Raw genomic sequence first — 13,777 nt, 5'->3', positions numbered from 1 at the left:
CCTGTCCTACCGCTATGGGGCCGAAACTGAACCGTCAGTGACTAACGAGATCGAAGTGAAGCCCGCCCGGCCCAACTCACCCATAACCTGCATCACTCTGCCATAATCAAGGCTGCGATCACCGCGCAGCACGATCAGCGGCTGCTCGTCCCCGCGATCCAGTGCTTCCAGCGCCTCGGGAAAGCGGCCCGCGACCACCGCCTCGTTCTCGATATAGATGATGCCCCCTGCGTCGATCGAGATGGTGATCTGGTCGGGCTTTTCCTCCACCGGCGCAGCGCGGCTTTCGGGAAGTTCGACCGGCACCCCGGCAGCGGGGAGCGTGACCGTGACCATGAAGATGATCAGCAGCACCAGCATCACGTCAACCAGCGGGGTGACGTTGATCTCGGCCATCGCCGCGCGGCGCGAGCGCTTGGAGCCCTTGCGGCGGGAGGATATGCCCATACCCATTACGCGCGGTCCAGCTCGCGGCTGAGGCCGGTGTGGAGCTTGTCGGCGAAGCGCTGGAGCACCGCCTCATACCGATCCACCGCCCCGCCGAAGCGGTTGTAGGCGATGACGGCGGGGATCGCGGCGAAGAGGCCGATGGCAGTCGCAAACAGCGCCTCGGCAATTCCGGGAGCAACCACGGCGAGGCTGGCGCTCTGCTGCGCGCCGATCTGGAAGAAGCTGTTCATGATCCCCCACACCGTGCCGAACAGGCCCACGAACGGCGCGACCGAGCCGACGGTGGCAAGGAAGTTCAATCGCCCGGCCAGCTCGTCCGCTTCCTCAGCGATCTGGCTGTCCATCGCGGCGGCGATGCGCTGGCGGGTGGCGTCACGGTCAACCGGCTGCTTGGCGGTCGACTTGCGCCATTCGTCCAGCCCGGCGGCAGCGACCCGCGCGGCGGGGACTTCGTTCCTGACCTGCTTGGTCAGCAGCGCCTCCCGGTCACGCTGTTCCCAGAATTCCGCTTCATACGCGCGCGACTTCTTGCCGAGCGCGCCTATCCGCATCGAGAAGGAGACGATGATCGTCCACACCCATACACTCGCCAACAGCAGGCCGACCATCACCGCCTGTACGATGATATCGGCCTGTAGGAACAGTTCGACCGGATCGAGCCGGGTCGGGGCAGTGGCAGCAGCAGCAGCGCTGAGCAGGGCAAACGTCACGGGTTCGGGTTTCCTTGGTTCATGAATTGGGCAAAAGCCGCGCGCCATTCGGCAGGCTGGCGGCGGGGGCGGCCATCGAGGGTGATGAAGCCGACGCGCAGATGCGCCTCGCACAGCATCTCATCCCCCCGCTGCGCCACCTGATGCATCCGGCACGACGCCGCACCAAGCTCAGTGCAGCGGGTTTCGATCACCACATCATCATCAAGCTTGGCCGGACGCAGGTATCTGAGGTTCACTTCGGACAGCGCATAGGCGCCCTCGCCGCCTTCGATCGCCGCGCGTTGGTCGATCCCGAGCAGCCGCAGCAGATCGCTGCGCGCGCGTTCGAACCAGCGCAAGTAATTGGCGTGGTAGGTAATCCCCGACAGATCGGTGTCCTCGTAATAGACCCGCACGGCATAAAGATGCCGCGCGCCGTCAAGGATGCCGCCAGGAGGGTTGGGAGAGATCATAGCTGCCACCTAGCCGAGCGGGGAATCGCTGCAAAGGCCGCTGTTTGCGTTTTGTCGATGAACAGCAGTGTAACGGGGGCCGAGCGCGCTTACCGCCGCGCGAATATCGGTCGCAATGCGACCGCAAGCGCGACTGCGCGCCCGCTGCGATGCGACCTTCCGGCCTCAAGTAGCGGAGCGATAGGCCGACAAAAAGGTCGCAAGAGCGAGGAAAATGCAGCCCGGATGGGCTCCATTACTTACAAATCATGCGCCCGAGCGGCTCACCACCGAAGATGTGGACGTGCAGATGCGGCACTTCCTGCCCGCCATGCGCGCCGATATTGGCAAGCAAGCGGTAGCCGGGTTCGACCAGCCCCTTGGCCCGCGCCACTTCGCCCACGGCGCGGACGAAACCGGCGATTTCCGCGTCCGATGCCTTGGCGCTGAAATCGTCCCAGCTGACATAGCGCCCCTTGGGGATCACCAGCGTGTGAATCTCGGCCTGCGGGTTGATATCCTCGAAGGCGAAGGCCCAGTCGTCCTCATAGACTTTGCGTGACGGGATTTCCCCGCGCAGGATGCGGGCGAAGATGTTGGTGTCATCGTAAGGCAGGGTCGGGTCGATCGGCATCAGTCTTGGCTCCGTGCGGCTTTTTCAGCGATCCCAGATGTGCCCTCGCGGCGGTCGAGTTCGGCGAGCACATGTTCGAGCGCCACGCCCTTTTCGGCGAGCAGCACCATGAGGTGGAACAACAGGTCGGCGGCCTCGCCCACAAGTTCGGCCTCGTCGCCGGTCAGCGCGGCGATCACGGTTTCGGTCGCCTCCTCGCCCAGCTTCTGGGCGATCTTGGCGAGGCCCTTGGCGTGGAGCTTGGCGACGTAGCTCGCGTCAGGCGAAGCCGTGAGGCGCTGGGCGATGGTCGCTTCGAGGCGGGTGAGGGTGTCGGACAATGTTCAACTCTCGTCATTGCGAGCGCCGCAGGCGCGCGGCAATCCATGGTCGGCTGTTGCCGCAAACGGCACGGTCAGTTCATGGGTTGCTTCGCTACGCTCGCAATGACGAAAACTCAACCGCGCGCCGGCAGCCCTGCCGCTCTGAGCGCCGCGTGGGCCTCGGCGATGGTGTGGGTGCCGAAGTGGAAGATCGAGGCGGCCAGCACCGCGCTGGCATGGCCCTTCGTCACGCCGTCGACCAGATGCTCAAGGCTCCCCACCCCGCCGCTGGCGATCACCGGCACGCTGACGGCATCGGCAATCTCGCGGGTCAGCGCGAGGTCATAACCCCGCTGCGTCCCGTCCCCATCCATGCTGGTAACAAGCAATTCGCCCGCGCCCAGATCGGCAACCTTGAGCGCATATTCGACTGCGTCGATCCCGGTCGGCTTGCGTCCGCCGTGGGTGAAGATTTCCCAGTTCCCCCGCGGCGTGCGGCGCGCATCGACGCTGGCGACCACGCATTGGCTGCCGAACTTCGCGGCAATCTCGCCCACCAGCTCCGGCCGCGCGACAGCCGCACTGTTCACCGCCACCTTGTCCGCACCTGCCAGCAGCAGCGCGCGCGCATCCTCGGCGCTGCGCACCCCGCCGCCCACGGTCAGCGGCATGAAGCACACCTCCGCCGTGCGCAGCACCATGTCGAGCAGTGTTCCGCGTCCTTCGTGGCTGGCGGAAATATCGAGGAAGCACAGCTCGTCCGCCCCCGCCGCATCATAGGCGCGCGCCTGCTCCACCGGATCGCCCGCGTCTTTCAGATCGACGAAATTCACGCCCTTGACCACGCGGCCATTAGCGACGTCGAGGCAGGGGATCACGCGGATACGAACGGTCATCGGGCGGGGCTCAGAGTGACGGTCATTTCAGGCTCCTTGGGCAGGCAATGCTCGCCAACGCAGGTCGGCTCCCCGCGCCATGTGTGGACCGCGACCGGCCACAGGAAACTCAGGAAGAACGCCCCCGCCATGCCGTAGACCAACCCGTTCTTGCCGTAGCGCGGGGCAAGAACATGGTCGGCGGCGAGCGCGAATCCCATGAAGACGATGATGTTGATGAGCGCGATCTCGACCGTGCCAATGGTCACCCCCGCAAGGAAGGTGAGGCACAGGAAGAGAAAGCCCATGAGGCGCATGTCTACACCCGCGCGCCCATCGCAATCGCCGCCGCCAGATCGAGACGACCTTCATACAGCGCGCGTCCGGTGATGACACCCTCGATCCCTTCATGCGCGTGGAGCGCGAGGATGTGGATGTCGTCCAGTCCCTTCACCCCGCCGCTGGCGATCACCGGGATGTCCACGCGACGGGCCAGATCGACCGTGGCCTCGATGTTCACGCCCTTGAGCAACCCGTCGCGGCCGATATCCGTGAACAGCAGCGAAGCGACGCCTGCATCCTCGAACCGGCGGGCAAGATCGGTGACGGGAACGTCGGACACTTCGGCCCAGCCCTCGGTCGCGACCATGCCGTCTTTCGCGTCCACCGCGACAACGATGCCACCTTCCCATTTGCGGGCCATGTCCTTGACGAATTCGGGGTTCTTGAGCGCGGCCGACCCCATCACCACCCGCGCGACGCCGAGGTTGAACCAGCCTTCGACCGCCGCCGCATCGCGGATGCCGCCGCCCAGTTGCACATAGCCGGGGAAGGCTTCGATAATCGCTTCCACCGCCGCGCGGTTGCGGCTTTCACCTGCGAAGCTGCCGTCGAGGTCGACCACATGGAGATGCTCGGCCCCCGCATCGGCGAAGATCAGCGCCTGCGCGGCGGGGTTGTCGCCGTAGATCGTGGCGCGGTCCATATCGCCTTCCGAAAGGCGCACGACCTGACCGTTCTTGAGGTCGATGGCGGGAAAGACGATCACGGATACCACTCCAGAAAGCGCCGGAGCGTCGCCAGCCCGTAAGCTTGGCTCTTTTCCGGGTGAAACTGCACGCCGATGATGTTGTCACGGGCGACGGCGGCGACCAGCCCCTCGCCGTGATCGGTCATGGCGGCGACATCATGCGGGTTGTCTGCGGCGAAGTGGTAGGAATGGAGGAAATAGGCTTCCCCCTCCTCGATCACCGGATGATCCTTCGCGTGGGGGAGCATGGCCACATCGTTCCAGCCCATGTGCGGTACCTTGATCGCTGGGTCGGATGGCTGGATCAACCGCACCTCGCCCGGCACCCATCCGAGGCCGGGGGTCTCGCCGTGTTCCAGCCCGCGATCGGCCAGCAATTGCATGCCCACACATATGCCAAGAAACGGCGCACCGCCCACCTGGACACGCTCGGTCATGGCTTCGACCATGTGCGGGATCGCGCGCAGGCCTTCAGCACAGGCCTTGAAGCTGCCGACGCCGGGCAGAACAATCCGGTCCGCCGCGCGCACCACATAGGGATCAGCGGTGACAGTCACCTCCGCCCCGGCTGCCTTCAAGGCATTGTGCACCGAGTGGAGGTTGCCCGCGCCGTAATCGACCAAGGCAACAACCTCAGGCATTTTTGCTTTCCGCACACCCATCCGGGCGCGCGGTCCTCGCTAGGCGCGCGGCAAAGCCGTGCCCGCTGCGGGCGCGCAGTCGCGCTTGCGGCTGCGGGGCAGCCGTTCCAGCGCTTCTAGGCACTGAAAGCCTCCAGCCCCGGCCCGACAAAGCGCGGGGTCCATTGGATGATGGTAAGGTCGGCCAATTGGTGGAGCATGAACGGGTCGCTCATCAGCAGCGCCTCAGCCTCGGCGCGGCTCGCGGCCTTCACGAAGATCAGCCCGCCATCGCGCGGCTCGCGCGGGCCCCAGGCGAGAAAATGCCCCGTGTCATGACCGGCTTTCAGCCATGCCAAGTGATCGGCCAGCACCGCATCGACCTGTTCGATCGGGACGGTGTAGGTCAGCGAGGCGATGAAGATGCTAGCCACCCAGCTGCCCCTTGGTGCTCGGGATCGCGCCGCCTTTGCGCGGGTCGCGCTCCACCGCCTGCCGCATCGCGCGGGCGAAGCCCTTGTAGAGGCTCTCGCAGATGTGGTGGTTGTTGCTGCCGTAGAGCAGTTCCATGTGCAGGGTGATGCCCGCGCTCTGGCTGACCGAATGGAACCAGTGTTCGATCAGTTCGGTGTCCCATTCGCCGAGTTTTTCTTGCGTGAACTTTGCTTTCCATACGAGGAAAGGCCGCCCAGAAATATCCAGCGCCACGCGGCTCAGCGTCTCGTCCATCGGGGAATAGGCCGCGCCATATCGCCCGATCCCGGCCTTGTCGCCCAAGGCCTGGGTGATCGCCTGCCCCAGCGCAATCGCCGAATCTTCGGTGGTGTGGTGCTGGTCGACGTGCAGGTCGCCCTGCACCTTCATCGTCACATCGATCAGCGAGTGGCGGCTGAACTGTTCAACCATGTGATCGAGGAACCCGATCCCGGTCGACACATCATAGGCGCCCGTCCCGTCGAGATTGACGTGGATGGCGATGGCGGTCTCGGTGGTGTTACGCTCGACCGAGCCGGTGCGCTGAGGGGTTGGGGCGGGGGTGCTGACCATGAGCCGCGCTATAGTCGGCTCGGCGCGCAAGACAAGCATCGCGCGCATCTGCTTGCGAAGCCGCGTCAATCCCGCGCGGCAATGCCCAGCCAAACCGGCGTCAAAGCGGGATGGGGGCTTGACCAAGCCCGCGCGCAGCGTCACCAATCCGCACGTGATGACCAGCGACACACCCGACAGCCTGATCCCCTATGACGAGATCGTGCAGGAAGCTCTGCGCGCTGTGGTTGGCCGAGTCCTTGGCTCGATCGTCAGCGGCGGCGGGATGCTGCCTGGCACGCATCACTTCTACATCACCTTCAAGACCGGAGCGCCGGGCGTATCGATCCCGCCGCATCTGCGCGAACGCTTCCCGGACGAGATGACCATCGTGCTCCAGAACAAGTTCTGGGATCTCGAGGTCTTCCCGCAAAGCTTCACGGTCAGCCTCACCTTCAATCAGGTGCCGGCGAAGTTGCAGATTCCCTTCGCCGCGATCACCGCCTTCGTCGATCCGGCGGTCGACTTCGGCCTCCAGTTCCAAGCGGCGGTGGAGGAGCTGGAGCCCGAAGCCCACGAAGACGCCGAAAATGACGGGCCGGACACGGATCCCGATGGCTCGAACGTGGTCAGCATCGATTTCGGACGCAAGAAGTAGGCCCGATGGCGCGGGGCAAAGGGGCGAGCAGGGGCAGGCGTGGCAAGGCCGCAACTGTGCCGCCCGCTGATGCCGCCAGCAATAAGCCCGCCCCGACCGGTCCCGCCGGTCTGCCGCTGCCCAGTCCGGTGGCCGGCACCAATCTCGTGATCGCCGACATCGTCTTGCGCGCCGCTGGCGGAATGCTGCGCAACCGGATGGAACGCGGGCTGCTCGTCAAAAGCTATGACAAGGCCAAGGCCGACAAGCTGGTCGACGGGCGCGGATTGGCCACCAGCGTAGCCTTGTGGGGTGCCAGCCACCTCGCGCGCCGATCGCCCATCGGGCTGGCGGTGGTGGCAGGCGGGCTGGCGGCCAAGGTGTTCTATGATCGGGGCAAGCGGCTCGAAGCAAAGCGCAAGGCGCGCAAGACACCCACCGGCGAATCCTGATCGCCGCTTGATTTGCACGCCTGTGTTGGTGCAACGGGGCCTATGGGCGACACCTCACACCACGCAGACGACACGCTCCATCGCCGGGGCCTGATGTTCATCCTCTCCTCGCCATCCGGCGCGGGCAAGACGACGCTGTCGCGGATGCTGCTGGCCAAGGACGCCGAGATCAAGCTCTCGGTCTCGGCCACCACCCGCCCGCCGCGCCCGAACGAGGTCGACGGGGTGCATTACCATTTCGTCACCGAGGCCGAGTTTGACCGCATGGTCGAAGAGGACGACTTCTACGAATGGGCGCACGTCTTCGGCCACCGCTATGGCACCCCCAAGGGCAAGATTCGCGCCGCGCTGAAGGAAGGGCAGGACTTCCTGTTTGATATCGACTGGCAGGGCACCCAGCAGCTGTACCAGAAAGACCAGCAGGACGTGGTGCGGGTGTTCATCCTGCCGCCTTCGATCGATGAGCTGCACCGCCGCCTCAAAGGCCGCGCCACCGATAGCACCGAGGTCATCAACGCCCGCATGGAGCGCGCCCGCGCCGAGATCAGCCACTGGGACGGCTATGACTACGTGATCATCAATGATGATGTGAACCTGTGCTTCGACAAGGTGCACGCGATCCTTGAAGCGGAACGCATGAAGCGCGCGCGTCAGACCGGGTTGATCCCGTTTGTGCGCGGCTTGATGGGCTAACCTCTGATCGCAAGGGAGAGGGTCGTTTGTCGCAATTGTGATAAAACGGTCGCAAATGTCATATATCTGACACTCAAACGACATATCCGCGCCTCGCAGCCAGCTTATTGTGAGCGGGCATCTTGCGAAAGCGGTAGTTCATGTCCCGCCCTTCTTTTGGCTTCGCCGCCCGCCTGATCACTGCCAGTCTGCTCGCGAGCACCTGCGCTCCTGCAATGGCGCAGACCGAGTCGCCCGCCGGGTCGCAAGCGCCCGATCAGGCGAACACCATCGCCGATCTTCAGCGTCAGATTGATGAATTGAAGGCGATGGTCAGCGCGCTGCAAGCGACTCAGCCCGCCTATTCGCCTGTCCCGGCACCCGTTGCTGTGCCCGCGCCCGCAGCGCCCGCTCCGATCAGCGCCCCGCCCGCGCCGGAGTCGATCCCGCTCGCCGCCGCCACGCCCAAGCCCAAGCGCGAGGCGTGGTACGAAAAGCTGCGCCTGCGCGGCTACACCCAGATGCGCTTCAACCAGATCGTCTCGGGCGATGCCGACGCACCAGCCGGGGTTTCGCGCCTGCGCTCGATCCACGACAGCGCGGTGAACGGCGACAGCAACTTCACGTTCCGCCGGATGCGCCTGGTTCTCCAAGGCGACCTGAATGAGCACGTGTCGCTCTACTTCCAGCCCGATTTCGCCGCCGCCGTCTCCAACCAGTCGGTCGGTGAACGGCGTGAGGGCACGGTGTCCTTGCGCGACATGTATGCCGATGTCTTCCCGACCGGTGACAAGTCGTTCCGTATCCGCCTCGGACAGTCGAAGGTGCCCTATGGGTGGGAGAACATGCAGTCCTCGTCCAACCGCCTCGCGCTGGACCGAACCGATGCGATCAACTCCGCTGCATCGGGCGAGCGCGATCTCGGGATCGTCGCCTACTACACCCCGCCGCGCGTGCAGGCGATCTGGGACCGGCTGGCGGATGATGGGCAGAAGCTCTTCGGCAATTACGGCGCCTTCGGGTTCGGCGTGTTCAACGGGCAAGGCCTCAACCGCACCGAGACCGATAATGACCTGATGGCGGTGGCGCTGGCGACTTGGCCGTTTGAGCTCGACGGTCTGGGCCTCAATGGTCAGGTGTTCGAGATCGGCGGATCGGTGATGCGCAACACCATCCGCCCGGAAATCCGCACCGGCGGGGTCAGCCCGGTGGGTTTCAAGGACAACCGCGTCAACCTGCATGCGATCCTCTACCCCCAACCCTTCGGCGTTCAGGCGGAATGGAACTGGGGCACCGGGCCGGAATTCGTCCCCGCCACCGGCCGGATCGAGGAACGCCCGGTTGACGGCGGCTATGTGCAGGTGATGGCCAAGATCGACGAGACGCCCATCGGCACGATCCATCCCTTCGCCCGCTGGCAGTATTACCGCGGCGGCTTCAAGGCGGCGATCAACGCACCCCGGCTTGAGACCGAGGAACTGGAACTGGGCCTGGAATTCCAGATCGACCCGGCGCTGGAGATCACCACCACCTATGGCTGGGCCTCACGCAAGGAGGCTGACGAACGGCGCTTCGGGCAGGCCGAAGGGCAGATCCTGCGCGTGCAGGCGCAGTGGAACTACTAAGTCGGATCTACTGATCGGGGTCGCTGATGCCGGGGAACTCCGGCGGTATCTCGTCCGGGCCCCGACCGGGCTCGTCGATATCGGGCGGTGTGGGCTCGGTTTCGTCGGGCGAGGGCGGGAACGGCTCGCTCGGCTGCGGCGGCGCTTCCACCGGCGGCGCGGTGGGTTCGACCGTATCGGGCGTGGGCGTGGGTACTGTGGCCATTGGTGGTCTCCGCTCAGTCGGACTGTGCACACTGCTTCAGCCGTCCCGAATGCCGACCGTGCCGTTGCGCGGCGCGGCTCGCTCTATTCTAGTATAGCGGGCGGCGAATAAGAAGGGCCGGAGGATCGCTCCCCCGGCTCCTTCGCTCAGCTCTGCATGGAGGCTCAGTGCCCGCCGCCGGCCGGATCGGCAAAGTGGTTCGGCAGCAGCGCGTTGACCACGCCGCCGTCAACCGTCAGCGTCTCGCCCACCACATAATCGCCCGCGCGGCTGCACAGGTAGATCGCGGCGGCGGCCATGTCCTCGGCGGTGCCGATGCGCTTGGCAGGGATGCCCGAGGCGCTGGCGTCAGGCGCATCCTTGGCGGCCTTGTTCATCTCCGACGGGAAAGCGCCGGGAGCGATGGAGGACACCACGATATTGTCCTGAATCAGCCGCGCCGCCATGCGCCGGGTCAGCTGGATCACCGCCGCCTTCGACGCCTGATAGGCATAGGTTTCCCACGGGTTGATCCGCTGGCCGTCGATGGACGAGACGTGGATCACCTTGGCCGGATGCCCGGCCTTGCCGCCAGCCACCAGCAGATCGTGGAGCTTCTGGGTGAGGAAGAACGGGGTCTTGACGTTCAGGTCCATCGTCCGGTGCCACCCGGCTTCCGAGAACTCAAGGTAAGGCTGGCCCCACGCCGCTCCGGCATTGTTGATGAGGATGTCGAGCCGCGTCTCGCGCGCCTTCAATTCATTGGCGAGGCTGACCATGCCATCCATCTGGCTGAGGTCGGCAGGGATGCCGATCACCCGGTCCGCGCCGAACTGGTCGATCGTGTCCTGCATCTGGTCACGCTTGCGCGCCGAGATATAGACCTTGGCGCAGCCCGCGGCGAGCAGACCTTCGACGAACATCTTGCCGATGCCCCGCGAGCCGCCGGTGACGAGGGCAATGCGGCCTTCGAGGCTGAAAAGTGATTGAATGTCCATGATTTAATATCCACTCAAGGTCGCCACGCGGTTCGCGTGGAAATAGGCATCGCCCAGGAATTCGGCCAAAGCGCGGTCGCGCTTCATGTAGAGGCCGATGTCGTATTCGTCGGTCATGCCGATGCCGCCGTGCATCTGCACGCCTTCCTGCACCGCAAGCCGCGCGGTCTTGGCGACCTTGGCCTTGGCGACGCTCGCCATCAGATCGGCACTCGGCGCACCGGCATCGAGCAATTGCTGCGCCTTGATGGTGGCGGCGCGGGCAATTTCGACTTCGGAATAGAGATGGCTGGCACGGTGCTGGAGCGCCTGGAACTCGCCGATCAGCTTGCCGAACTGCTTGCGTTGCTTGAGGTAATCGACCGTCATGTCCATCGCGCCCCGCGCAACGCCGACGCCTTCCGCCGCCGCGCCAACCCGGCCCGCCAGCAGCATCGCATCGAGCACGGCGCGCCCGCCGTCGATCTCGCCGATGACCGCATCGCCATCCAATTCGACGTTATCGAGCCGCATATGAGTCGCCATCGAACTGTCAACGAGGCGCACATGATCGTGCGACGCCCCGGCAACGTCCTTGGGCACGGCGAACAAGGTGATCCCGTCCGCATCTTCGTCCCCGCCCGATGTGCGCGCAGCGACCACGATCATGTCGGCGCTACCGCCATGAATGACGAAACTCTTGGCCCCGTTCAGCTTGAAGCCGTTGCCCGACTTTTCGGCGCGGGTGGTGATGCGGCTGGGGCGGTGCTTGGCGGTTTCGTCTATGGCGACCGCGAAGACGCTGTCCCCCGCGATCAGGCCCGGCAGGTAGCGGCCCTTCATATCCGCCGAACTGTGCTTCAGCGCGGTGGCCGCCAGCACGGATGAGGTCAGGAACGGCGAGGGCGTCAGGTTGCGACCGATTTCCTCAAGCACGATCCCGGCTTCGACATGGCCCATACCGAGGCCCCCGTCAGCTTCCTCCACCAGCATCCCCGTGAAGCCCATTTCGGCCATCTGCTTCCACAGCCCGTGGCCAAAGCCGTCCTTGCAATTGCGGTCGCGCCAATGGCGCAGTTGCTTGGCGATGTTGCCTTCTTCCGCGATGAACCCGCGCGCGGTGTCGGCGAGCATCGCCTGATCTTCGTTGTGATACAGGGGCATTGTTTTCCCTCTCCCGGAAAATTTCTGAACGTCATCCCGGGCTTGACCCGGGACCGCTGTGATCTTGGCGCCAAGGGTGATAGCGGCCCCGGGTCAAGCCCGGGGCGACGCCATTTTCAAGCGCCCGGCAGGTCGAGAATGCGCTTGGCGATGACGTTGAGCATAACTTCGCTCGTCCCGCCTTCGATCGAGTTCGCCTTGGTCCGCAGCCAGCTGCGCGACGGCTTGCCGCCTTCGGTTTCCTCGCTGTCCCATTCGAGGCTGCGCGAACCGCCGACCGCCATCATCAGCTCGTGGCGGCGCTTGTTCAGCTCGGTGCCCGCATATTTCATCATGTTCGGCTGCGCGGGATGCGCCTTGCCGACCTTGATCTCGTCGAGGAACTTCTCCCCCATCGCGGTGTAGGCCAGCGCGTCGACATCGAACATCGCCAGCTCCGCGCGCAGCACCGGGTCGAGATCATCGCCGAGCTTGGCCGAATGCCGCTTCATCGCTGCGCCGATCCCGGCGGTCCGGTCGCCGCCATCCGCGCCCGAGATCATCTCGCGCTCATGGCCGAGCAGGTACTTGGCTACGTCCCAGCCGCGGTTGATCTGGCCCACATAGGCCGGGCAATCCTCGCCATAGGATTTGGGCACCTCGACATTGTCGAAGAAGGTTTCGCAGAACGGCGAATTGCCGCTGATCAGCAGGATCGGCTTGGTGGCCACCCCTTCGCTCGCCATGTCGAACAGCATGAAGGTGATGCCGGAATACTTGTCGGCCTTGTCGGTGCGGACGAGGCAGAAGATCCAGTCGGCGTGATCGGCATAGGAGGTCCAGACCTTCTGACCGTTGACGACCCAGTGATCGCCCTTGTCCTCGCCAAAGGTCTGAAGGCTTACGAGGTCGGAGCCCGAACCGGGTTCGGAATAGCCCTGACACCAGCGGATTTCACCGCGAGCGATTTCATTGAGGAAGCGCTGCTTCTGCCCTTCGGTGCCGAAATGCAGCAGCGCCGGACCGAGCATCCAGATGCCGAAGCTGCTCAGGGGCGGGCGGGCACCGATGCGGCCCATTTCCTCGCGCAGCACCTTGGCTTCCGCCGGCGAAAGCCCCGCGCCGCCATAGGCCTTGGGCCATGCGGGCACGGTGTAGCCCTTGGCCACGCAGGCTTCGAGCCACGCCTTTTGCGCGTCATTCTTGAAGGTGGCGCGGCGGCCGCCCCAGTAGATATCGCTTTCATCGCGCACGGGTTCGCGCATCTCGGCCGGGCAGTTCGCCTCCAGCCATGCGCGGGTTTCGCTGCGGAATGTTTCCAGATCAGCCATGGGCCGAGTCTCCTCTCTCGTGTCTCTCACTTGACGCTTACGTTAGTGGCATTTGAAGGGCCCTCGCAAGGGCTCATCGCAGGTTCCGCGATGCCGTAGCGTCAGACCGGGCGCGATTGACGGACGGCGCAATCGGTCTAGGTTCGAAACCGAAGTAGGAGAGAGACATTGGCCGGATTCGGCGATTGGCGTGGCCTGTGGGACGGGCGCGGATGAGCATGATTGCCGGGCCGCTTCCGGGCAGGCTCAAAGTGATGCATGGGTTCGGTGCCGTGGCGTTCGGGGTCAAGGACGGCGGTTTTTCGTTCTTCCTGCTGCCGTTCTACAATCTGGTGCTGGGGGTGGATGCCGGGATCGTCGGCGCGGCGCTGGCGACCGCGCTGATCATCGATGCTTTCGCCGATCCGCTGATCGGGCACTTGTCCGACCGCACCTATACTCGCTGGGGCCGCCGTCTGCCGTGGCTCTACATCGCGCCCATCCCGCTGGCGCTGGCCTGGGTGCTGATGTGGTCGCCGCCCTTCACCGGCGTGCCGACCTATTGGGAGATCGTCGCGCTGGCCGTGGGCGTGCGCCTGCTGCTGTCGGCCTGCGAGGTGCCCTCGATCAGCATGGTGCCGGAAATCACCAATGATTATGTCGAGCGTACCACGCTGTTCCGATACCGCTTCCTGT

The 13,777-nt window shown here is 64.8% G+C and carries 20 protein-coding genes; 5 read left to right on the top strand and 15 right to left on the bottom strand.

All coding sequences use genetic code 11. The features are described 5' to 3' along the window. Nucleotides 1-12: 12 nt before the first annotated feature. From GVM20_RS14070 to hisB, 11 genes are all read right to left on the bottom strand, one after another. Nucleotides 13-453 (bottom strand): ExbD/TolR family protein, encoded by a 441-nt coding sequence (locus tag GVM20_RS14070; protein WP_166547822.1) that lies wholly within the window; start codon nucleotides 451-453, stop codon nucleotides 13-15. Next, nucleotides 453-1,160: a protein TolQ gene (gene tolQ, locus GVM20_RS14065; RefSeq protein ID WP_166547821.1), complete on the bottom strand. Its 708-nt coding sequence runs from the start codon at nucleotides 1,158-1,160 to the stop codon at nucleotides 453-455. The genes GVM20_RS14070 and tolQ overlap by 1 nt, the downstream gene beginning before the upstream one ends. Further along, nucleotides 1,157-1,615 (bottom strand): YbgC/FadM family acyl-CoA thioesterase, encoded by a 459-nt coding sequence (locus GVM20_RS14060; protein ID WP_166547820.1) that lies wholly within the window; start codon nucleotides 1,613-1,615, stop codon nucleotides 1,157-1,159. The genes tolQ and GVM20_RS14060 overlap by 4 nt, the downstream gene beginning before the upstream one ends. 235 nt (nucleotides 1,616-1,850) lie before the next feature. Further along, the gene (locus GVM20_RS14055; protein ID WP_166547819.1) at nucleotides 1,851-2,228 is read right to left on the bottom strand and encodes a histidine triad nucleotide-binding protein; all 378 of its coding nucleotides are present in this window, start codon (nucleotides 2,226-2,228) and stop codon (nucleotides 1,851-1,853) included. Next, nucleotides 2,228-2,548, bottom strand: coding sequence for a phosphoribosyl-ATP diphosphatase (locus GVM20_RS14050; protein ID WP_166547818.1), 321 nt, complete (start codon nucleotides 2,546-2,548; stop codon nucleotides 2,228-2,230). Before GVM20_RS14050 ends, GVM20_RS14055 begins: the two co-directional genes overlap by 1 nt. Nucleotides 2,549-2,664: 116 nt before the next feature. Then, on the bottom strand, nucleotides 2,665-3,426 hold the full coding sequence (gene hisF, locus GVM20_RS14045; protein WP_166547817.1) for an imidazole glycerol phosphate synthase subunit HisF: 762 nt from the start codon (nucleotides 3,424-3,426) through the stop codon (nucleotides 2,665-2,667). Further along, nucleotides 3,423-3,713, bottom strand: coding sequence for a hypothetical protein (locus GVM20_RS14040; protein ID WP_166547816.1), 291 nt, complete (start codon nucleotides 3,711-3,713; stop codon nucleotides 3,423-3,425). Before GVM20_RS14040 ends, hisF begins: the two co-directional genes overlap by 4 nt. Before the next feature lie 11 nt (nucleotides 3,714-3,724). Next, nucleotides 3,725-4,453, bottom strand: coding sequence for a 1-(5-phosphoribosyl)-5-[(5-phosphoribosylamino)methylideneamino]imidazole-4-carboxamide isomerase (hisA, locus tag GVM20_RS14035; RefSeq protein WP_166547815.1), 729 nt, complete (start codon nucleotides 4,451-4,453; stop codon nucleotides 3,725-3,727). Beyond that, entirely contained in the window at nucleotides 4,450-5,076 is a 627-nt protein-coding gene (hisH, locus tag GVM20_RS14030; RefSeq protein ID WP_166547814.1) for an imidazole glycerol phosphate synthase subunit HisH, read from the bottom strand. Before hisH ends, hisA begins: the two co-directional genes overlap by 4 nt. Before the next feature lie 116 nt (nucleotides 5,077-5,192). Next, nucleotides 5,193-5,489 (bottom strand): YciI family protein, encoded by a 297-nt coding sequence (locus tag GVM20_RS14025; protein WP_353653168.1) that lies wholly within the window; start codon nucleotides 5,487-5,489, stop codon nucleotides 5,193-5,195. Continuing rightward, the gene (gene hisB, locus GVM20_RS14020) at nucleotides 5,482-6,102 is read right to left on the bottom strand and encodes an imidazoleglycerol-phosphate dehydratase HisB (protein ID WP_166547813.1); all 621 of its coding nucleotides are present in this window, start codon (nucleotides 6,100-6,102) and stop codon (nucleotides 5,482-5,484) included. Before hisB ends, GVM20_RS14025 begins: the two co-directional genes overlap by 8 nt. Before the next feature lie 157 nt (nucleotides 6,103-6,259). Here hisB and GVM20_RS14015 point away from each other — a divergent pair, with 157 nt between their 5' ends. The 4 genes from GVM20_RS14015 (at nucleotide 6,260) to GVM20_RS14000 (ending at nucleotide 9,467) form a co-directional block, all read left to right on the top strand. Next, complete coding sequence (locus GVM20_RS14015; RefSeq protein ID WP_166547862.1) at nucleotides 6,260-6,739, top strand: SspB family protein; 480 nt, start codon at nucleotides 6,260-6,262, stop codon at nucleotides 6,737-6,739. 56 nt (nucleotides 6,740-6,795) lie between these two features. Further along, nucleotides 6,796-7,170, top strand: a complete 375-nt coding sequence (locus tag GVM20_RS14010; RefSeq protein ID WP_166547812.1) for a hypothetical protein — start codon at nucleotides 6,796-6,798, stop codon at nucleotides 7,168-7,170. Nucleotides 7,171-7,212: 42 nt separating this feature from the next. After that, a complete protein-coding gene (gene gmk, locus GVM20_RS14005; protein WP_166547811.1) occupies nucleotides 7,213-7,863 on the top strand; it encodes a guanylate kinase in 651 nt (216 codons plus the stop codon). Between the two features lie 215 nt (nucleotides 7,864-8,078). Then, complete coding sequence (locus tag GVM20_RS14000) at nucleotides 8,079-9,467, top strand: porin (protein ID WP_166547861.1); 1,389 nt, start codon at nucleotides 8,079-8,081, stop codon at nucleotides 9,465-9,467. Between the two features lie 7 nt (nucleotides 9,468-9,474). On the opposite strand, the gene GVM20_RS13995 is transcribed toward GVM20_RS14000, so the two are convergent. The 4 genes from GVM20_RS13995 to GVM20_RS13980 all read right to left on the bottom strand — a co-directional run bounded on the left by GVM20_RS13995 (nucleotide 9,475) and on the right by GVM20_RS13980 (nucleotide 13,102). Then, a complete protein-coding gene (locus GVM20_RS13995) occupies nucleotides 9,475-9,672 on the bottom strand; it encodes a hypothetical protein (RefSeq protein WP_166547810.1) in 198 nt (65 codons plus the stop codon). A gap of 164 nt (nucleotides 9,673-9,836) precedes the next feature. After that, complete coding sequence (locus tag GVM20_RS13990) at nucleotides 9,837-10,649, bottom strand: SDR family oxidoreductase (protein ID WP_166547809.1); 813 nt, start codon at nucleotides 10,647-10,649, stop codon at nucleotides 9,837-9,839. A gap of 3 nt (nucleotides 10,650-10,652) precedes the next feature. Continuing rightward, entirely contained in the window at nucleotides 10,653-11,792 is a 1,140-nt protein-coding gene (locus GVM20_RS13985; RefSeq protein WP_166547808.1) for an acyl-CoA dehydrogenase family protein, read from the bottom strand. A gap of 116 nt (nucleotides 11,793-11,908) precedes the next feature. Next, nucleotides 11,909-13,102 (bottom strand): acyl-CoA dehydrogenase family protein, encoded by a 1,194-nt coding sequence (locus tag GVM20_RS13980; RefSeq protein WP_166547807.1) that lies wholly within the window; start codon nucleotides 13,100-13,102, stop codon nucleotides 11,909-11,911. Between the two features lie 212 nt (nucleotides 13,103-13,314). On the opposite strand from GVM20_RS13980, the gene GVM20_RS13975 reads away from it, so the two are divergent. Continuing rightward, nucleotides 13,315-13,777, top strand: a 463-nt coding sequence (locus tag GVM20_RS13975) for an MFS transporter (protein WP_199799625.1), incomplete at its 3' end; no start/stop codon positions are given.

Source organism: Porphyrobacter sp. SLTP, from assembly GCF_009905735.1.
In the GTDB taxonomy this organism is placed as follows: Bacteria; Pseudomonadota; Alphaproteobacteria; order Sphingomonadales; family Sphingomonadaceae; genus Erythrobacter.
The sequence above is the reverse complement of the archived record's forward strand: the minus strand, read 5'-3'. Positions and strand labels throughout refer to the sequence as shown.

Coding starts and splice junctions, on each gene's coding strand:
- hisF (WP_166547817.1), bottom strand. CDS start 3,426: ATGACCGTTCGTATCCGCGTGATCCCCTGCCTCGACGTCGCTAATGGC.
- GVM20_RS14060 (WP_166547820.1), bottom strand. CDS start 1,615: ATGATCTCTCCCAACCCTCCTGGCGGCATCCTTGACGGCGCGCGGCAT.
- GVM20_RS13995 (WP_166547810.1), bottom strand. CDS start 9,672: ATGGCCACAGTACCCACGCCCACGCCCGATACGGTCGAACCCACCGCG.
- GVM20_RS13985 (WP_166547808.1), bottom strand. CDS start 11,792: ATGCCCCTGTATCACAACGAAGATCAGGCGATGCTCGCCGACACCGCG.
- GVM20_RS14015 (WP_166547862.1), top strand. CDS start 6,260: ATGACCAGCGACACACCCGACAGCCTGATCCCCTATGACGAGATCGTG.
- GVM20_RS13980 (WP_166547807.1), bottom strand. CDS start 13,102: ATGGCTGATCTGGAAACATTCCGCAGCGAAACCCGCGCATGGCTGGAG.
- GVM20_RS14040 (WP_166547816.1), bottom strand. CDS start 3,713: ATGGGCTTTCTCTTCCTGTGCCTCACCTTCCTTGCGGGGGTGACCATT.
- GVM20_RS14070 (WP_166547822.1), bottom strand. CDS start 453: ATGGGTATGGGCATATCCTCCCGCCGCAAGGGCTCCAAGCGCTCGCGC.
- hisH (WP_166547814.1), bottom strand. CDS start 5,076: ATGCCTGAGGTTGTTGCCTTGGTCGATTACGGCGCGGGCAACCTCCAC.
- GVM20_RS13990 (WP_166547809.1), bottom strand. CDS start 10,649: ATGGACATTCAATCACTTTTCAGCCTCGAAGGCCGCATTGCCCTCGTC.
- hisB (WP_166547813.1), bottom strand. CDS start 6,102: ATGGTCAGCACCCCCGCCCCAACCCCTCAGCGCACCGGCTCGGTCGAG.
- GVM20_RS14000 (WP_166547861.1), top strand. CDS start 8,079: ATGGCGCAGACCGAGTCGCCCGCCGGGTCGCAAGCGCCCGATCAGGCG.
- gmk (WP_166547811.1), top strand. CDS start 7,213: ATGGGCGACACCTCACACCACGCAGACGACACGCTCCATCGCCGGGGC.
- GVM20_RS14055 (WP_166547819.1), bottom strand. CDS start 2,228: ATGCCGATCGACCCGACCCTGCCTTACGATGACACCAACATCTTCGCC.